Source organism: Amycolatopsis sp. N2S4-7, from assembly GCF_058119595.1.
This window is the reverse complement of record NZ_CP172299.1, coordinates 480837-498875: the sequence shown is the minus strand read 5'-3', so window position 1 is coordinate 498875 and position 18039 is coordinate 480837. Positions and strand designations below refer to the sequence as shown.

The window sequence follows — 18039 nt, the reverse complement described above, 5'->3', positions numbered from 1 at the left end:
GGCCCGCGTCCTGGCTGCAGGGACCGGCGCGGGTCCCGGCCACGGGCCGGACGGCGGATCCCCAGCCCGCCGTCCGGCCCGTTCCATTCCCTCTCTCCGTTTCCGGATGATCGCGCCGGGTATCCCGGTCCGGAGGGAAGGAGGTCCCCATGGCGTCCGCCGAAACCCGCTCCAAGCCGGGCCCGGCCTGGCTCCGCCCGGTCGTTGCCGTGGTCGGGCTGCTCTACCTGGCGCTCGGCGTGGCCGGGTTCCTGACGCCGGAAACCGCGGCGGTCGGGCACGAAACGAGCCGCGCGGTCTGGATCTTCAGCGTGACCCCGCTGCTGAACCTCGTCCACGCGGTGGTCGGCGTGTTCGGGCTGCTCGCCGCGACCCGGCGCACCGGCTCGATCATCTACTGCTGGGTGCTGTTCGTGGGCTTCGCCGGGATGACCGCCTACGGCGTCCTGGCCGCCGCGTTCGTCAACCCCGAAGACCCGATCAACATCAACTGGGCCGACAACTGGCTGCACGGGACCACCGCGGCGGCCGGGCTGGTGCTCGGGATCGCCGGCGCCCGCGCGGCCACGCGGTTTTCGGCGCGGGAACACCGGGTAGCCGGGGAGAACCCGGCGTGAAGGAGGTCCCCCATGCACCGCGAAAGCGACGTCCCGCCGAAGGACGGCGGCGCGTGACGGCCCCGGAGCCGGCGGCGGTGGGTGCACCCGCCGTCGTCGTCCACTACCGCCTCCACGCGGACTTCGCCGTCCCGTTTCCCTGGCTGCGCCGACTGCTGGGGCCCCGCAGCGGCCTGGAACTCGACGCGGACGGCTTGCGCGTGCGGTTCGGGCCGTGGCTGGTCAGCACGCCGTTGAGCAACCTCGCCGGCGCCGAGGCGACCGGCCCGTACAGCGCGCTCCGCGCCTTCGGTGTCCGGCTGTCGCTCGCCGACCGGGGGCTGACGTTCGGCACCACGACCGAGGGCGGCGTGTGCCTCCGGTTCCGCGAGCCGGTCACGGGCATCGACCCCTGGGGCCGGATCCGCCACCCGGGCCTGACGGTGACGGTCTCCGAACCGGAGCTGGTCGCCGCGGCCGTCAACCGGATCGTGGCGGACGCATGACGACGACGCGCATCCTGGCCGTGGCGGTCGACTGCCGGCAGCCGGACCTGCTCGCCGCGTTCTGGGAGAAGGCGCTCGGCCACGGCAAGACCCGCACCTGGACCGACTCGCACGGGACGACCTACCGCCAGCTCGAGTTCGACGAGGGACCCGCGCTGCTGTTCCAGCCGGTGCCCGAGGAGAAGGCGGTCAAGAACCGGCTGCACCTCGACCTGGCCCCGGTCGGCCGCGACCAGCGCGCGGAAGTGGAACGCCTGGTGATGCTGGGCGCGAAGGTCCTCGAAGACCCGGACGACAACCCGTGGATCGTCCTCGCCGACCCGGAGGGCAACGAGTTCTGCGTCCTGCCGCCGCGCTGACTCGCCGTCGGGTTGAGCGTGCTGGCCGACGAGACCACGCTGGCCGAGGTCGCCGCAGCGCACGCGGCGGCCCTCGACGTGCAGATCCGGGCACTGCGCCTGCGGCGTGCGGTGCTGGCGGCCGTCGCGAACCGGGATCGACCCTCAGGGGATGGATCTGATGCACAAACCGGTGAACCTGTCCGATGCCGAACGGCGCCGGAGCTCCCCGAAGACGCCACACCCGAACAGGTCGAGGCGTGGATGGAACTCGGGGAGCTGGTGCAGGACACCGACTTCCGGGCCGCTGTCCGGCGGATGGCCGAGTACCAGGCGGCCCGACGCGCCGACGGGGACACGACCGGCCTGCACCACGACCTAACCGCGACCGTGCGCGAAGACGTCGGCCGCGCGCTTGCGGCGGGGGTCGCACCGGACTCGGAGCGGGCCGACGGCATTGTCGCCACGCTCACCGCGCGCTACGCCGAGACTTTCGGCAAGGCCGACGGCGACCGGCTCAAGCGGTGGATCCTCGAGCGGCTCGAGGTTGCCGACGATCCTCGCATCACGCGGTACTGGCGGTTGGTGGCGGCTATCAACGATGGCTGCGTCCCGCGGCCGCGCCGACTCAGGGCTCGGGCAGGCAGACGGGGTCACCCGCGTAGGCGGCGAGCCGCTCGTCGAAGCCGTCGCGGGTGCCGGGTCTGCGGAAGTCCGGCGGGTCCGGCCGGCCGGGGTAGACCTCGCCGTAGAGGTCGCGGACGAACGCGGCCACCACCTCCGGGGCCGGCAGCACGTCGTCGCCCAGGTAGGCCAGCACCACCACGTCCTCGCCCGAGGCCGACTCGACCGCCGCGGCCCAGCCGTCCCGTTCGTCCCACAGCAACGCCGTCTCGTGCTCCGGGAACCGCGCCAGCCGCCGTTCCAGGGCGAGGTAGGCGCCGGCCGGGACGTCGACGTCGCAGAACCAGGCGGGCACGTCCAGCCTGCCCGCGACGGCCAGCAGGTACTGCCGCAGCCCGCGCGCCGCGGCGCCGAGCCCGTCCCGTTCGATCATCTCGCGCCTGCCCATCCGGTCGGTGCCCCCGCCCCGTGATACCCCGTCACCCGACCGGTCAACCCGGCCTTCCCCAGGTGGAGCAGCACGTCACCGGTAGTCCTCTGTGGAATCCCGAGGGTCACCGGACGAGCAGTTCCAGCACGTCGTCGTCGCTCGTCTGGCGGAAATCGGCGTACCACTGGCCGACCGCGCGGAATCCTGGCGGTTCGGCGACGCAGACGACGTCGTCGGCTTCGTGCAGCAGCCCGGCCGCCGCGCCCGGAGCGGCCACCGGCGCCGCGAAGACGACGGTCCGCGGGTGCCCGGCCCGCACGTCGCGCAGCGCCGCCGTCGCCGTGACGCCGGTGGCCAGGCCGTCGTCGACGAGGATGACGTCCCGGTCGGCGACGGCGGCCGGGGCCCGGCCGCGGCGGTAGCGCTCGAGGCGCCGCCGCGCTTCCGCCCGCTCCCGGGCTTCCGCGCGCGCCATCCGGGCGGCCGTCAGCTTCAGCGCGCGCAGGATCGCTTCGTCGTAGATCGCGGGACCGTCCGGGGTGACCGCGCCGACGCCGTACTCCCGCCGCCCGGGCGCGCCGATCTTGCGCGCGACCGCGACGTCCAGCTCGGCGCCGAGCCGCCGCGCGACAACCGCAGCCACCGGTACCCCGCCCCGGGCGAGCCCGAGCACGAGCGGGTCGGCCCAGGTGCGCCGCCGCAGTTCGCCGGCGAGCTGCCGGCCGCCGTCCTCCCGGTCGGCGAAGACCCGGCGGGCGGCCATCGCGTCACCCCCCGCCCGGGTACGCCGCGGCCGGTGCGTCCTCCTCCGGCTCCCAGTGGTGCAGCGGCGTGATCGCGGTCGTCTCGTCGCAGTGCACGAACGCGTCGTAGCGGGCGGCCGGCACGGTCGGGACGTACCCGCCGCCGCGGTGGACGACGCCGATCGCGCGGTGCCCGCGCAGTGCGTGCGCCCAGCCGTCGTCCGGGAAGACGTGCAGGCTGTCCTCCCCGGGAACGGCTTCGTGCAGCACGCCTTCGAGGCTGTCCGGGCGCGCCGGCTCGACGGTCATCCGGCGCACCGGCCCGCCCCAGTGGCCGGCGGCGATCACGGACCCGCGGTAGGTGCCGAACCCGACGGCGACGACGCCGTCGGCCGCGTGCCGTTCCCGCACCAGCTGCCCGAGGTTGAGCATCCCCGCCGCGGCCATGTCGGTCGCCCGGGCGTCCCCGACGTGGCTGTTGTGCGCCCACACCACGCCCTTGGCCCGCGGACCGTACGCGCGCAGCAGCCGGTCGAGGGTGTCGCTCATGTGGGTGTCGCGCACGTTCCACGACCGCACGCCGCCGCGCACCAGCTCCCGGTAGTAGCGTTCCGCGCCCGCGACAACCTCGGCGTTCTGCCCGGCGACGAAGGCGGCGTCGAGGCCGGGCACGTGGTCGGCGAGGGCGGCCACCCGGACCGACGCCAGCAGGTGCACCACTTCCTCGCGGCAGTTCTCCGGCACGAGCTCGGCGGAAGCGCCGTAGTCGCGGGGATCTTCGCCGTACGGTTCGAAACACCGGAACGCCGCGAGCGCCGCCTCCGTGTGCTCGGGCGCGTGGTCGTGGACGTAGTCCAGGACCACGCGCAACGACTCGCCCAAGCTGTAGACGTCGAGACCGTGGAATCCGCACGGGACGCCGTCCCCGGTGGCGTTGAACGAGCGCAGCCAGGCCGCGAACTCGGCCACCTCTTCGTTCGCCCACAACCAGGTGGGCCAGCGCCGGAAGCCCCACAGGACCTGGCCGGGATCGTTGGGCGCGCCGGGCGCCCCGGCGACGCAGCAGTGCACCCGGTGGCACTCCGGCCAGTCCCCTTCGACGGCGACGAACGCGAAGTCCCGTTCGGCCAGCAGCCGTTTCGTGAGTTCGGCGCGCCACCGGTAGAACTCCGCGGTGCCGTGGGTGGCCTCGCCGAGCAGCACGATCCGGGCGTCCCCGATCCGCCGGACGAGCGGGTCGAGATCCTGCGGGCTGCGCAGCGGCGCGGCCGCTTCGCGGATCGTCGTCACGTCGTCGAGCACCGTTTCGGACATACTGGCGCATTCCCGTTCGGAGGGCAGGCAAACGTCAGCCGGTCACGGCCGCCATTCGTCCCGCCAGTCCGGGTGGGCTTCGTAGACGGAGGCGATCAGCTTCACCGACGCGTCGTCGTGGCTGTCGCGGATCTCTCGGCGCAGGAACTCGGCCTTCTCGGCGAACGGCACCGGCTGCCGGTCCTCCATCGTCTCGACCGGTCCGCCGGCGAGCAGGAGCCCGTCGCCGCCGTCCGCGCGCATGATCCGCAGCCTGCCCCGCCGCTCGGCCTCGTCGATCAGCGGCAGTTCGCCCGCGCGGACCCGTTCTTCGTCCTCCGCGAGCCGGGCGAGCACGAATTCGTCCAGCTTCGCGGTCGTCGTGTCGTCGAGATTCGTCATGGGCCCGGGATACCCGCCCGGCCGCGGCGGCACACACGCCCTCAGGCCGGCGCGCGCGACAGCCGCCGGGCCACCGCGAAACCGGTACCGAGCAGGACGGCGCCACCGGTGATCCACGGCCACAGCGGCATCGAACCGCCGCCGGCCGGGTTCGCCGTCATCGCCGCGGCCGGGCCCGCCGACGCCGGGCCCGCGACGGTGAGCCGGAACGGGATCGCGCCGGAGACCGGGTGGCCGTCGGCGGAGGTGATCCGGTACCGGATCGTGTAGCCGCCGGAGGGCCCGAGCGGGCGCAGCGGCGCGGACACGCGGCCGTCCACAACGGACGCCGCGCCGGCCTCCCAGTGCGACGTGCCGTCGGGCCCCAGCACGGCGAGCTCGGTGAAGCGGTTCTCCACGGGCTCGTTGAACACGAGCACCACCTCCGCCGGGGCGTCGGCGACCGCCGCGTCCCTGGCCGGCGAACTGGACAGCAGGACGCTGTGCGCGTCCGCCGCGGGCGCGCCGAGCAGGAACGCGCAGCCGGCGGCGGCCAGGAGCGCGGTCAGCCGGACGGCGGTGGACGAGCGGGCAGGACGAAGCAAACGGGAAGACATGATTTCCTCGCGTTCGACGGGAATTGCGGGACCGGACGGCCGGATACCGGGAACCGTAACGGCCGGCGGCCGGAGCGCACCGGCGAGCCGTGAAACGTATTTGTTAAGCACTTCTCACCGCCGTACCGGGCCGCCCCGGCCGAACCGGGCAAATCGGTCGACTACTCCGGGCGTTCGCCGGGTCGAGCACCCGAACAGCGGAGCGAACGGGCCGTTCGGCGCACGAACTCACGGTCGCGAGCGGTCCGCGGGCCTTCCGACTTTACCTGGACTTCATGCGAGGATCACGCCCCGAAACCTGGCGGCTGGTTACCTGCTCCCCACATCCCCTTTCCCCATTTCCCGGTGGCCGTCGCATTCCGGCGGATCCCGCACGGGATTTCCCGTTCTTGGAGGACGAAACCGTGCCAGGTCCCGCACCACGCCGTGACCACGTCATCGCCGCGAGCCTGGCGGGCGCGGTCGTGATCGTCGTCGGCTACGCGTCCGGCATCGGCCTGCGCCCCGGCACCGCCGCCGACGCGGCCACACCCCCGATCGCGGACGGCGGGCACCAGGCCACCCCGGAAACCCCTGGTGCGCAACCACTTCCGCCGGGCCTGCCGCCCTCGGGCGTCCCGGCGGCCCCGCTGCCTGCGGTCCCGGCAGGCGACCAGCCGGCGCCGGCCGTGCCGACGATTCCGACGATGCCGCCGATGCCCGGCGGCGGCGTGGAGCCGGTCCCCGGCCCCGGTTCCCCGTCGCCGCCGTCGTCACCACCACCGACGACACCGCCGCCGCTCCCGCCGCCGGGAACCGACGTGCCCGCGTGCCGACCCGGGCTGCCCCAGCAGGTCCTGGCCACCGTTGGCGGGCTGCCCCTGCTCGGGGCCGTCACCACCGGCCTCGGGGTCACCGGCCCGGACGGCGCCGCCGCGCTCGTCCTCGGCTACTGCCGCACCACCGACGGGGGTCTCGAGCCCGCGATGGTGCCCGCCGGCGCCGTCGGCGTCCCGGCCCCGGCCGTCCCGAGTGGACGGTGAGCCGTGGAACCCGTCAAGGCGTGGTACGTGATCGCCCGCAGCGTCGACTACGCCGGTCTGACCCTGTTCGCCGGCGGGCTGCTGTTCCTGGCCGTGCTCTGGCCCGCCGGGGCCGGCCACCGCGGCGCCCGCTCGGTGCTGGTCACCGGCTGGGTCCTCGGCCTGCTCGGCACGCTCGCCGGGCTGGGCCTGCAGGCCGCCTGGGCGGCTCAGCGCCCGCCCGCCGACTTCGTCGCCTGGGACCTGCTCAGCCAGGCCCTGGACAGCCAGTTCGGGCGGATCTGGTTCGCCAGGGCGCTGTTGTGGCTGCTCGGCGGAGTCGTGCTGGCCTGGCTGCTGCAACGCGGCCAGGCCGCCGCGACGGCGTTGCCGTGGCGGGTCGGGACCGGCGCGATCCTGCTCGGGCTGCTCCGCACGACCGGCCTCACCGGGCACGCGGTGGAGAGCACCCGGCCGTGGCTGACGCAGATCGCGGACTTCGCGCACCTCGCGGGGGCCTCCGCGTGGATCGGGGGCCTGGCCGTGCTGCTGTTCGGCGTCCTGGCCCGCCGTGACCCCGGCGAACTCGCCGCGGTGGTCCCCCGCTACTCGAAACTGGCGATGACGTCGGTCGCCGTCGTCGTCGCCGCGGGCACGGTGCTCGCCTGGCAGACCGTCGGCAGCATCGGCCGCGTGTTCGGCACGGCCTACGGGCAGACGCTGCTGATCAAGCTCGCCGTGCTCGCCACCGTGCTCCTCGCCGCGCAGGCCAGCCGCAGCTGGGTCGGCCGGCGCCTCGACTTCGCCGTCGTCCTGCGCGGGGACGCCGGGACCGTCCGCCCCTTCGTCTATTCCGTCGCCGCCGAGACCACGCTCGTGCTCGTGGTCCTCCTCGCGGCGAGCTTCCTCGTCACGGCCAGCCCCGGCCGCTGATCGCGCAGTACCCGAAAGGAGTCCCTCGATGGACAACCCCACCCCCGCCGCCCCCGAACAGCCGGAGGTGGTGCGGCGACGGCGGAACTGGCCGATCGCCGTGGCGATCCTCGCCCTGGCGACGGCGTTGTTCAGCCTCGCCACGCTTCGCGGCGGACAGACCGAGCAGGCCGCGCCGAGCCAGGCCGCGAACGTCGACCTCGCCGCACTGGCCCAGCAGGGCCCCCTGGCGGTCCCGCTCTACCAAGGGCTTTCCCAGGAACAGGCCGGGGGCGCCGCGGCGGCCGCGGCGCCGGCCACGAAGTCCGTCGAAGCGATGGGCTACAAGTTCTCCCCGGCCGACCTGACGATCACCGTCGGCGACACGGTGACGTGGACCAACCACGACACCGCCCCGCACAACATCGTGGTCACCGACGGGCCGGAGAAGTTCACCTCGCCGACCCTGCAGACCGGCCAGACGTTCAGCCACACCTTCACCCAGGCGGGCAAGTACTCGTACTACTGCTCGATCCACCCGGACATGAAGGCCACGGTCACCGTCACCGGTCCGGCGCCGACCACGGCCCCGCCGACGCCGGCCCCGACGTCCGCGCCGACCTCGGAACCCACGCACTCGATGCCGGTGCCGTCCACCCCGGCCGGCGGCGGCTCCTGCGTGCCGAAGTCGGTCCTGCAGCCGATCCTCGACCACATCAAGAGCGCGCACCTGGAGACCTCACCGGGTCAGCAGGTGCAGGACATCCTCAACCTGGACCAGTACATCAAGACCCACACGGTCTGGCTGGAAACGGTGCTCGCCCCGGCGTTCGACGGGTCGGCCGACAAGGTCGTCACCGACACGCTCGCGCCGATCATCGCGCACATCAAGAGCGCGCACCTGGAGACGTCGCTGGGCCAGCAGGTGACCGACCTGCTGAACCTCGACCAGTACATCAAGACGCACACGGTGTGGCTCGAGAACGTGCTCACCCCGTTGCTGAACCAGGCGAGCTGCTGACCGCGGCGGGTGACCCGGTTCCTCGCCGGGTCACCCGCCCCCTCCCGGAGGACTTCCCCATGCCCGACACCGCCGTCCTGCCCGCCCCGCCCGGGACCGGGTACACCCTGCGCCGCGACCGGTGCGTCATCGAGCTCTCCTCGCCGCATCCCCTTCGCATCCGCAGCCGGCTCACCGCGACCGGCGGGCACTGGACGCCCGGCTCGGCGCTCACCGTCACCCTCGACCCCGGCTCGGTGCGGACCGGCATCCCGTACCTGGGCCGGGCGTTCCGCGGCGGCGAACTCACCTTCATCGCCGCCGAAGTCGCCGAAGACCCCTTCGTGGTCGAAGGCCGCGTCGCCGGCCGGGAAGTGCGCCTGCGCGGCGACATCCGGCACCGGGACGACCACGGCGTCGTCGTGTGGGCCGCCGGGCACGTGCTGCCGTCCCGCCGGAAACCGCGGTACGCGGGCCGGATCGCGCGCCTGCTCGCCCGGCGACGGCTGCGCGTCGAGATCGCAATCGAGTTCGTCCGATGAGGCGCGCCGCTCTCGTCGTCGCCGGCCTGCTGCTGTTCCTGAACGTGCCCTTCGCCTCCGGGCCGGCCGTCGCGGCGACCCAGCAGGTCATGATGCAGGACTACGCCTTCTCCCCCGCCACGCTGACCGTCCGGGTCGGCGACACCGTCACGTGGATGCAGCACGACCAGGCCCCGCACGACGTCGTCACGACGAGCGCGCCCGTCGCGTTCCGCAGCCCGCAGCTGTCGTCCGGGCAGAGCTGGAGCTACACGTTCCGGCAGCCGGGCACCTACCAGTACTACTGCTCGGTGCACCCCGACATGCGGGCCTCCGTGACGGTCCTGCCCGCGCCCACGACGGCGCCGCCGGCCACGGCTCCCCGGACCACGCCCGCCCGGACCACGACGGCCGCCACCTCGGCCGCCGCGGTGCCGGTGGCCACCACCGCGCCGTCCACGGCTCCCCCGGCCACCACCGCCACCGCCGCCGCTCCCGCGACCGGGCAGCCGGTGGTCCAGCAGGCGAGCGCGGCGTCACCACCGTCGCTGGACCCGATGCTGCTGGTCGCCGGGCTCGTCACCGGCGTCGCCGTGCTGTGCCTGCTCCTGCTGAGCTCGCGGCGGGCGTGAATTCCTGTCCGGAAACCTGTCCGGAAAAGGACTGGACCAATATTATCGGCGCCCGACAATGGAGAGCATCGCCCTTCAGCGTGGAAGGTGGCCGATGCACTTCCTTGTCCCCGTGCTCACCCTGGTCCTGGCAGCCACTCCGACACCGGCACCGACACCGGCGGCGGCCGCCCCGCTCGCCGCGATCTGCGACAAGTACTGCGACGCCAGGGATCCCGCGTTGTCCCCCGGCGACCGCGAAGGCGGTTCGGCCGGCGTCGGCGGCCGCCGGATCTCCCTGCACCTCGACGACGCCGACGACATGGGCTGGGCGGCGATCACCGGCGGTGCGGCCGGTGACCACGTCTGGCTGGACCGGTCGTTCGACGCCGGGCGCACCTGGGCGTCGGGCAGCAAGCTCGGCGACACCGCGACGCCGTCCGGGTCGACCGGCTGGCGGACCCTGATGTACAACGCCGACGACTGGGCGAACAAGGGCGTCGGCCTGCTGCGGGCCTGCGAGCAGCCCGCGGGATCGGGAACGATCGCCTGCACCGGCTGGGCCCGCCCGACGTGGAACGCCTGGGACCGCCGCACCGCGGCCGCCACCGCGCTGATGGAGCGCTACAACCTCGGCACCGGCCTCTTCGACACGACCGGGTGGTGGAACTCCGCCAACGCCCTCACCGCGGTCATCGACAACATCCGGATCAGCGGCATGGGCAGCTACCGCTACGCGATCGACACGACGTACACGAAGAACCTGTCGGCGCAGGGCGGCAGCTTCCGCAACGACTACCTCGACGACACGGCGTGGTGGGGCCTGGCGTGGGTGGACGCGTACGACCTCACCGGCGACAGCCGCTACCTGAACACCGCCCGCGCCGACGCCGACCACATGTCCGCCTACTGGGACGGCGTCTGCGGCGGCGGGGTCTGGTGGAACACCACCCGGACGACGAAGAACGCGATCCCCAACTCGCTGTACATCCAGCTGAACGCGGCCCTGCACAACCGCGTCCCGGGTGACACGGCGTACCTGGCGCGCGCCCGCGCGGGCTGGACCTGGTTCTCCGGCAGCGGGGTGATCAACGGCGCGAACCTGGTCAACGACGGCCTGAACATGTCGACGTGCGCGAACAACGGCCAGCCGGTCTGGACGTACAACCAGGGTGTGCCCCTAGCGGCGCTGACCGAGCTGTACCGCGCCACCGGTGATGCGGGCCTGCTGACGAAGGCCCGTGCGATGGCGAACGCGTCGACGACGAACACGGCGCTCAACCCCGGCGGCATCCTGCGCGACCCGGGCGAAACGGCCGGGGGTGGCGGTCTCGACGGCCCGACGTTCAAGGGCGTGTACGTCCGCGACCTGGCGGTGCTGAACGCCGCCTTGGCGGACCACCCGTACACGGGCTACCTGCAGCGCCAGGCGAATTCGGCGTACGCGAACGACCGCACCGCCGCGGACGCGTACGGGCTGATGTGGGCAGGTCCGTTCGACCAGTCCGACGCCGCTCGCCAGCAGAGCGCCCTGGACCTGATGAACGCGGCACCCTGAGCCGGCGCCCGGGCGGGCGGCGATCCCGCCCGGGCGCAGGCCTCAGAGGGTCTTCTCCAGCCGGCTCGACAGCAGCTTGATGAACCGGGCCGGGTCGCCCAGCTCGCCGCCCTCGGCCAGCAGCGCCATGCCGTACAGCAGCTCCGCCGTCTCGGCCAGCCCGGCGTCGTCCGGCCGCGACGCGTGCGCCTCGCGCAGGCCCGTCACCAAGGCGTGCTCCGGGTTCAGCTCGAGGATGCGCTTGATCGGCGGCAGCTCCTGCCCCATCGCGCGGTACATCTTCTCGAGCGTCGGCGTCAGGTCGTGGTCGTCCCCGACGATGCAGGCCGGCGACGTCGTGAGCCGCGACGACAGGCGGACTTCCTTGACGGTTTCGCCCAGCGCCGTCCCCATCCACGACAGCAGGCCCTCGAAGTCCTTCTTCTGCTGCTCGCGCGCGACCTCGGTGGCCTTCTTGTCCTCGTCCGACTCCAGGTCGACCTGGCCCTTGGCGATCGACTGGAACTGCTTGCCGTCGAAGCCCGGCACCGCGTCGACCCACATCTCGTCGATCGGGTCGGTCAGCACCAGGACCTCGTAGCCCTTGGCCCGGAACGCCTCCATGTGCGGCGAGTTCTCGATCGCGGACCGCGACTCGCCGGTCATGAAGTAGATGTGCTCCTGGCCGTCCTTCATCCGCTCGACGTAGTCCCGCAGCGACGTCGGCTTCTCGGCGTCGTGCGTCGACGCGAACGACGAGATCTCGAGGATCGCTTCGCGGTTCTCGAAATCGTCGAGCAGGCCTTCCTTCACCGCGCGGCCGAATTCGCGCCAGAACGTGGCGTACTTGTCGGCGTCGGCGGTCATCATCGTCTTGACCGTCGAGAGGACCTTCTTCACCAGGCGGCGGCGGATCAGCTGGATCTGCCGGTCCTGCTGGAGGATCTCCCGCGAGACGTTGAGCGAGAGGTCCTGCGCGTCGACGACACCCTTGACGAACCGCAGGTACTCGGGGACGAGCGACTCGCAGTCGTCCATGATGAAGACGCGCTTGACGTAGAGCTGCACGCCGCGCTTGCGCTCCCGCAGGAACAGGTCCATCGGCGCGTGCGAGGGCAGGAACAGCAGCGCCTGGTACTCGAACGTCCCCTCGGCCTGCAGCCGGATCGTCTCCAGGGGGTCCTGCCAGTCGTGGCTGACGTGCTTGTAGAACTCGTGGTACTCGTCCTCGGTGACCTCGCTCGACGAGCGCGCCCACAGCGCCTTCATCGAGTTGACGGTCTCGACCTCGGCGTCCTCGCCGTCACCCCGCATCCGGATGGGCCAGGTGATGAAGTCGGAGTACTTCTTGACGATCTCCCGGATCTTCGCCGGGGACGTGTAGTCGTACAGGTGGTCCTCGGCGTCCTCGGGCTTGAGGTGCAGGGTCACCGCGGTGCCCTGGGGCGCGTCCTCGACCGGCTGGATCGTGTAGGTGCCTTCGCCGGTCGACTCCCAGCGGACGCCCTCGGCGGTGCCCGCGCGGCGCGTCACGAGGGTGACCTTGTCCGCGACCATGAAGCTCGCGTAGAACCCGACGCCGAACTGCCCGATCAGGTCCTGCGACGCCGCCGCGTCCTTCGCCTCCTTCAGCTTGGTCAGGAAGTCGGCGGTGCCGGACTTGGCGATCGTGCCGATGAGCGCGACGACCTCGTCGCGCGTCATGCCGATGCCGTTGTCCCGCACGGTCAGGGTCCGCCCGGCCGGGTCCGTCTCGATCGCGATGTGCAGGTCGGCGGTGTCCGCTTCGAGGTCCTTGTCGCGGTACGACTCCAGCCGCAGCTTGTCGAGGGCGTCGGAGGCGTTGGACACCAGCTCCCGCAGGAAGGTGTCCTTGTTCGAGTAGATCGAATGGATCATCAGCTGGAGCAGCTGACGCGCTTCCGACTGGAACTCCAGCGTCTCGATCGGGGTGGTCACTTCCGTTCCTTTCCGCATGTCAAGCGTGTCGAAGCCGAGGTGGCCGATCCTACCGAGCGGGTCCGCCGCTCCCCGTCGTCACCCGCCCGCGCACTTTATGAACGCAATGTAGGTGCGCCGGGCTCCCGGTGTGATGCTGGCCACGCCCCGCTGCCGATCAAGGAGGATCGAGTGCCCGGACGCTTCCCCCGGTGGGCGGCCGTGTTCGCCGCGGCCTGTGCCCTGACCACCGCCTTCGCCGCGCCCGCCGCGGCCGCGGGCGTCGTCGACCGCCCCGTCCCGACCACCGGCTGCGGCCGCGCGGCCCCGGTGCCGGCGGGGCAGACGACCACCCGGCACGTCACCTCGGGCGGCCTGGACCGCGAGTACACCGTCCACCTGCCCGCGGGCTACACCCCGCACCGGCCGTACCCGCTGCTGCTGTCGTTCCACGGGCACAAGCGCACGTCCCTGTACCAGGAGCAGCTGTCCGGCTTCTCGGAGCTGGACGCGATCGCCGTCTACCCGCAGGGCCTCATCGGCACCGACGGCGAGTCGGCCTGGACCGGGGCGCCCTACTCCGCCGCCGCCGACGACGTCCTGTTCACCAGCGACCTGCTGACGTCCCTGCAGCGCGCCTTCTGCGTCGACCCCGCCCGGATCTTCGCCGCCGGGAAGTCCAACGGCGGCGGGTTCGTCGGCGTCCTGGCGTGCCGCCTGGCCGGCCGGATCGCCGCGTTCGCGCCGGTGTCCGGCGCCTTCTACCCGCAGGGCGGCGCCTGCCACCCCAGCCGCCCGGCGCCGGTCCTCGACTTCCACGGCACGGCCGACACGACCATCCCCTACGCCGGCAACCCGGCCAAGGGTCTGCCCGCCATCCCGGACTGGCTGGCCGCGTGGTCCACAAGGGACGGTTGCCGGCCCGAGCCGGTGTCGTGGACGCCGGTCGCGGGGGTCGTCGCCCAGAAGTGGCTCGGCTGCGACCGGCGGAGCGCCCTCGAGCACTACCGCGTCGAGGGGGCCGGGCACGTCTGGCCCAGCACGCGGCCGAACAACGACTCGGCCACCCCGACGGTCATCGACGCGACCCCGGTCATCTGGCGGTTCTTCCGCGCCCATCCCCTGCGGTGAAACGCGATTGACGCCCGCCTCGCGGCTCGGCGACCATGACTTCCACCAGGCGAAAGCCGCCCGCCGGAACAGCCGGCGGGCGGCTTTCGCCTCAGTGAAAGGGGTGTGTCGTGAAGGTTCTCGTCCTCAACGCCGGTTACGAGCCGCTGCAGACCGTTTCCGTGCCGCACGCGATCCGGATGCTCGTGCGGCACGTCGCCGAGATCCACGAGGCCGAGGACGGTCTCGCCTACGGGCTGTTCCCGCGCCCGAAGATCGTGCGGTTGCTGCGGTACGTCGTCATGAAGTGGCGATATACGCAGCCGCCCCGGTGGTCCCGGCGCGGCGTGCTGGTCCGGGACGGGCACCGCTGCGCCTACTGCGGGCAGCGCGCCACCACGATCGACCACGTGACGCCGCTGAGCCGCGGCGGCGCCCGGACCGACTGGCTCAACACGGTCGCCGCGTGCGGCGGCACGTCCCGCAGCTGCAACGCCCGGAAGGCGGACCGGCTGCCGGGCGAGGCCGGGATGAAGCTCCGGTTCACCCCGTACGTCCCGACGTGGGACCAGCTGCACCGGCCCGCGGCGTGAGCGCCCGACCTGCCCGCCGGCACCCCGGCGGGCAGGTCGTTAAGCTCGAACCGATCGTCTTCCGCATCCGTGTGTTCCGGGGAAGGCCGGGAGGTCGTCGTGACCGACGCAGGACAGCTGATCGCCGGGCGCTACCGGCTGGCCGAGCGGATCGGCCAGGGCGCCATGGGCGTCGTCTGGCGCGCCCGCGACGAGCGGCTCGACCGGGTCGTCGCGGTCAAGCAGCTGGACTACGACCCGGCCATCGGGCAGGCCGCCGGTGACCAGGCGCGCGAGCGCGCCCTGCGCGAGGCGCGGCTGACCGCGCGGCTGCGGCACCCGCACGCGGTCACGGTGCACGACGTGGTCGAGGAGCCCGGCGGGCCCTACCTGGTCATGGAGTACCTGCCGTCGCGGAGCCTGGCGGACATCCTGCTGGACCGGGAGACCCTGCCCGCCGACGAGGTCGCCCGCATCGGCGTCCAGGTCGCTTCGGCGCTGGCCGCCGCGCACGCCGAGGGCATCGTGCACCGCGACGTCACGCCCGGCAACGTCCTCATCGGGGAGTCCGGCGTCGCCAAGATCGCCGACTTCGGCATCTCCCGCGCCACCGGCGAAGGCACGGTGACCGGCGGCGGCTTCATCGCCGGCACGCCCGCCTTCCTGGCACCCGAAGTCGCCGGCGGCGGCGAAGCCGGCTTCCCGTCGGACGTCTTCGCCCTGGGCGCGACCCTCTACCGCGCGTTGGAGGGCACGCCCCCGTTCGGCAACGACGACAACGCGATCGCGCTGCTGCTGCGGGTGGCCCGGGAGGAGGTCGTCCCGCCGCGGCACGGCGGCCCGCTCGCCGAGGTGCTCGGCCGCCTGCTGCAGCGCGATCCCCCGGCGCGGCCGGCGATGGCGGAGGTCCAGGAGCTGTTCGAGGCGGTCACCGGCGGCCGCCCGCTGCCGCCGCCCCGCCCCCGCGGCCGGATGGGGACCCGCCTGCTGCGCGTCCGCCGTCCCCGCCGGCGGCTGGTGCTGGCTTCCGCGGGCGGAGCGGTCCTGCTGGCCCTGGGCGTGGTGATCGGCACGGCCCTCGTGCCGGACGGCGGCACGACGGTCGCGGCACCGGCCACGTCCGCTCCCCCGGCGTCCACGCCACCGGCCCCGACGACGGCGCCCGACCTGGGCTGCGCCGCCCGCTACGAGGTGACGAACTCCTGGCCCGGCGGCTACCAGGTGGAAGTGACCGTCCGCAACGACCACGGCGGCGACCTGTCCGGCTGGAGCGTCCGCTGGACCCTGCCCGAGGGCCACCACATCAGCGGCCTGTGGAACGGCGACTTCGAGGTCGACGGCTCGACGGTGACGGTGGAGAACGCGGGCTGGAACGCGAAGCTCGCCGCGGGCGGCTCGACGACGTTCGGCTTCATCGCCCTGGCGGGCAGCGGCAAGGCCTCGGAGCGCCCGGCGGTCACCTGCCGGACGCTCTGAGGCGCGCTCAGCGGATCCGGTCGAACGGCAGCCGCAGGACCTGGCCCGTGGTCACCGGGGCGTTGCCCGTCCGGATCGCGTCGAGCTCCGGTTCCGTCAGGGCCCGGTGGTAGAAGCGGACCTCGTCGAAGCCGCCGTTCCAGCGGAACTGGTTGTCCAGCCGCTGGCCCAGCTGCAGCTGGAACGACACCGTCCGGCTGACCGACCCCGCGGCCGCCGCCCCGGAGGCGACCTGGACGCCGTCCACCCACAGCAGCAGTTTCCCGCCGGTCCGCTCGAGCGCCACGTGGTGCCAGGCCTGGTCGTCGTACGCCTGCGCGGTCGAGATCGACGCGCTCCCGGCGGCCGTGGTCATCGTCGCGAGCAGCCGGTGGTTCGCCGGTTCGCCGCGCAGCCACAGCTGCGGTGCCGTGCTGCCCATCCCGCCCAGCCAGAACAGGACCTGGTTGCCCTTCGTGGCGCCGTAGGAGAACCAGCCGGTCCACGTGAGGTCGCCGTCGCCCGGCGGCTGGGCCGGGTCGTACGGCACGCGGACGTAGTCGTCGACGCCGTCCAGCGACAGGGCACCGCCGAAGCGTCCGGCAGCCAGGGAAGCGCCCCCGAGGACCCGGGCATCCGCGTGGTGCGAAACGTCCGGTGTGGACGGTCCCGCCGGGTTCTTCCACCCGAGGTAGTCCTCGTCGAAGCGCGCGAAGCGGATCTCGTCCCGCGCGTCGACCGCGCCGCCCTCGTAGAGCAGCCCGATGTCCGAGCCGCTGATCTGCACGAGGTCGGAATACCCCGACCAGTCCGTCGTGATCCGCGTGCCCTGCTCGGCGTTTTCCCACGTGCGGCCCCCGTCGTAGGACGACCGGATCATCATCCAGCGCCGCCGGTCGGTGTCCGAGGGCGACGAGAACAGCAGGCGGTGGCCGACGCGCAGCACCGCTCCCTGCACCATCGGCGTCACCAGGTCGGGGATGGTGGTGAAGGACCGGGTGAACGTCTCGCCGCCGTCGCGGCTGAGGGCGTAGTCGCGGTTGCCGATGTCGGTGCCGCCCTGCTCGCGGCCGCCGGCGTAGATCGAGCCGTCGGCCAGTTCGACGACGGTGACTTCGGACGGCTTCTGCGTGTAGGTCCCGCCGACCGGGTGCGGGTAGCTGTTCACCGCGCCGACGTGCCAGCTCCCGCCGCCGTCGTCGCTGTAGACCAGCCCGGCGTGGTTTTCGATCGAGTGCGTGCCGTCGCTGGTCTCCGCGTTGACGCCGAACACGAGCCGGCCCGCGTGCTTCCCGCGAGTCAGCTGGATCCCGTGCACCGGGCCGGACGCGTACCAGGAGTCCCAGTCCGGCAGCTTCGCCTGCGCGCTGATGTCGACCGGCGTGGACCAGGTCAGGCCGTCGTCGTCGCTGTACTGCGCATGCGGGGTGCGCGGGCACGGGACGTCGCACGCCTTGTCGTCGTCGCGGCCCTTGTTGTACGTCGTGATCAGCACGATCCGGCCGGTCCGGCGGTCCACCATGGGCACCGGGTTGCCGTGCGTGTCCCCGCCGCCGCGGTTGACCACCTGCAGCGGCGACCACGTCTTCCCGCCGTCGGCGGACCGCTTCAGCACCAGGTCGATGTCGCCGGTGTCGCCGCAGTTGTCGATGCGGCCCTCGGCGAAGGCCAGGAGCGTGCCGTGGGCGGACTTCACGATCGCCGGGATCCGGAAGCAGCTGTAGCCCGGATCCTGCGACGCCTTGAACAGCACCTGCTGGTCGAGCCGCGGCGCGCCCTGCGCCGGGCTCACGGCGAGCAGCGAGCCCGCCACCAGGGCCACCAGCGCGGCCCATCTCCCCGGTGTTCTCATTC

The 18039-nt window shown here is 72.9% G+C and carries 19 protein-coding genes; 12 read left to right on the top strand and 7 right to left on the bottom strand.

The genetic code is table 11. From position 1 onward, the window contains the following. Positions 1 to 149 precede the first annotated feature (149 nt). From ACH54P_RS02360 to ACH54P_RS02350, 3 genes are read left to right on the top strand one after another with little or no spacing between them, the layout of a single operon-like run. Complete coding sequence (locus ACH54P_RS02360; protein ID WP_489910644.1) at positions 150 to 617, top strand: DUF4383 domain-containing protein; 468 nt, start codon at positions 150 to 152, stop codon at positions 615 to 617. 53 nt (positions 618 to 670) lie between these two features. Further along, positions 671 to 1102 carry a hypothetical protein gene (locus tag ACH54P_RS02355; protein WP_489910643.1) on the top strand — a complete coding sequence of 144 codons (432 nt, stop codon included), beginning with the start codon at positions 671 to 673 and terminating at the stop codon, positions 1100 to 1102. Then, positions 1099 to 1461 carry a VOC family protein gene (locus ACH54P_RS02350; RefSeq protein ID WP_489910642.1) on the top strand — a complete coding sequence of 121 codons (363 nt, stop codon included), beginning with the start codon at positions 1099 to 1101 and terminating at the stop codon, positions 1459 to 1461. Before ACH54P_RS02355 ends, ACH54P_RS02350 begins: the two co-directional genes overlap by 4 nt. Before the next feature lie 607 nt (positions 1462 to 2068). Here the strand turns inward: ACH54P_RS02350 and ACH54P_RS02345 are convergent. From ACH54P_RS02345 to ACH54P_RS02325, 5 genes are all read right to left on the bottom strand, one after another. Then, positions 2069 to 2497, bottom strand: a complete 429-nt coding sequence (locus ACH54P_RS02345) for a DUF6292 family protein (protein WP_489910641.1) — start codon at positions 2495 to 2497, stop codon at positions 2069 to 2071. Between the two features lie 121 nt (positions 2498 to 2618). After that, on the bottom strand, positions 2619 to 3257 hold the full coding sequence (locus tag ACH54P_RS02340; protein WP_489910640.1) for a phosphoribosyltransferase: 639 nt from the start codon (positions 3255 to 3257) through the stop codon (positions 2619 to 2621). 4 nt (positions 3258 to 3261) lie between these two features. Beyond that, positions 3262 to 4551 carry an erythromycin esterase family protein gene (locus ACH54P_RS02335; RefSeq protein ID WP_489910639.1) on the bottom strand — a complete coding sequence of 430 codons (1290 nt, stop codon included), beginning with the start codon at positions 4549 to 4551 and terminating at the stop codon, positions 3262 to 3264. A 42-nt stretch (positions 4552 to 4593) separates the two neighbouring features. Further along, positions 4594 to 4932, bottom strand: coding sequence for a hypothetical protein (locus tag ACH54P_RS02330; protein ID WP_489910638.1), 339 nt, complete (start codon positions 4930 to 4932; stop codon positions 4594 to 4596). 41 nt (positions 4933 to 4973) lie between these two features. After that, positions 4974 to 5528: a copper resistance CopC family protein gene (locus ACH54P_RS02325; protein ID WP_489910637.1), complete on the bottom strand. Its 555-nt coding sequence runs from the start codon at positions 5526 to 5528 to the stop codon at positions 4974 to 4976. A 404-nt stretch (positions 5529 to 5932) separates the two neighbouring features. On the opposite strand from ACH54P_RS02325, the gene ACH54P_RS02320 reads away from it, so the two are divergent. The 6 genes from ACH54P_RS02320 to ACH54P_RS02295 all read left to right on the top strand — a co-directional run bounded on the left by ACH54P_RS02320 (position 5933) and on the right by ACH54P_RS02295 (position 11131). Beyond that, a complete protein-coding gene (locus ACH54P_RS02320) occupies positions 5933 to 6550 on the top strand; it encodes a hypothetical protein (protein ID WP_489910636.1) in 618 nt (205 codons plus the stop codon). A 3-nt stretch (positions 6551 to 6553) separates the two neighbouring features. After that, the gene (locus tag ACH54P_RS02315) at positions 6554 to 7462 is read left to right on the top strand and encodes a copper resistance D family protein (RefSeq protein WP_489910635.1); all 909 of its coding nucleotides are present in this window, start codon (positions 6554 to 6556) and stop codon (positions 7460 to 7462) included. 28 nt (positions 7463 to 7490) lie between these two features. Next, complete coding sequence (locus ACH54P_RS02310; protein WP_489910634.1) at positions 7491 to 8462, top strand: cupredoxin domain-containing protein; 972 nt, start codon at positions 7491 to 7493, stop codon at positions 8460 to 8462. Between the two features lie 59 nt (positions 8463 to 8521). After that, complete coding sequence (locus ACH54P_RS02305) at positions 8522 to 8983, top strand: hypothetical protein (RefSeq protein WP_489910633.1); 462 nt, start codon at positions 8522 to 8524, stop codon at positions 8981 to 8983. After that, positions 8980 to 9594, top strand: coding sequence for a cupredoxin domain-containing protein (locus ACH54P_RS02300; protein WP_489910632.1), 615 nt, complete (start codon positions 8980 to 8982; stop codon positions 9592 to 9594). Before ACH54P_RS02305 ends, ACH54P_RS02300 begins: the two co-directional genes overlap by 4 nt. Before the next feature lie 94 nt (positions 9595 to 9688). Then, positions 9689 to 11131 (top strand): glycoside hydrolase family 76 protein, encoded by a 1443-nt coding sequence (locus tag ACH54P_RS02295; protein WP_489910631.1) that lies wholly within the window; start codon positions 9689 to 9691, stop codon positions 11129 to 11131. A 42-nt stretch (positions 11132 to 11173) separates the two neighbouring features. Here the strand turns inward: ACH54P_RS02295 and htpG are convergent, their stop codons facing one another. Then, positions 11174 to 13069 (bottom strand): molecular chaperone HtpG, encoded by a 1896-nt coding sequence (htpG, locus tag ACH54P_RS02290; RefSeq protein ID WP_489910630.1) that lies wholly within the window; start codon positions 13067 to 13069, stop codon positions 11174 to 11176. Between the two features lie 171 nt (positions 13070 to 13240). Between htpG and ACH54P_RS02285 the strand changes: the two genes are divergently transcribed. The 3 genes from ACH54P_RS02285 (at position 13241) to ACH54P_RS02275 (ending at position 16206) form a co-directional block, all read left to right on the top strand. After that, the gene (locus ACH54P_RS02285) at positions 13241 to 14179 is read left to right on the top strand and encodes a CE1 family esterase (protein WP_489910629.1); all 939 of its coding nucleotides are present in this window, start codon (positions 13241 to 13243) and stop codon (positions 14177 to 14179) included. A gap of 110 nt (positions 14180 to 14289) precedes the next feature. Continuing rightward, a complete protein-coding gene (locus tag ACH54P_RS02280) occupies positions 14290 to 14751 on the top strand; it encodes an HNH endonuclease (protein WP_489910628.1) in 462 nt (153 codons plus the stop codon). A gap of 99 nt (positions 14752 to 14850) precedes the next feature. Next, the gene (locus ACH54P_RS02275; RefSeq protein ID WP_489910627.1) at positions 14851 to 16206 is read left to right on the top strand and encodes a protein kinase domain-containing protein; all 1356 of its coding nucleotides are present in this window, start codon (positions 14851 to 14853) and stop codon (positions 16204 to 16206) included. 7 nt (positions 16207 to 16213) lie between these two features. On the opposite strand, the gene ACH54P_RS02270 is transcribed toward ACH54P_RS02275, so the two are convergent. Further along, positions 16214 to 18037: an exo-alpha-sialidase gene (locus ACH54P_RS02270; protein ID WP_489910626.1), complete on the bottom strand. Its 1824-nt coding sequence runs from the start codon at positions 18035 to 18037 to the stop codon at positions 16214 to 16216. Positions 18038 to 18039 lie beyond the last annotated feature (2 nt).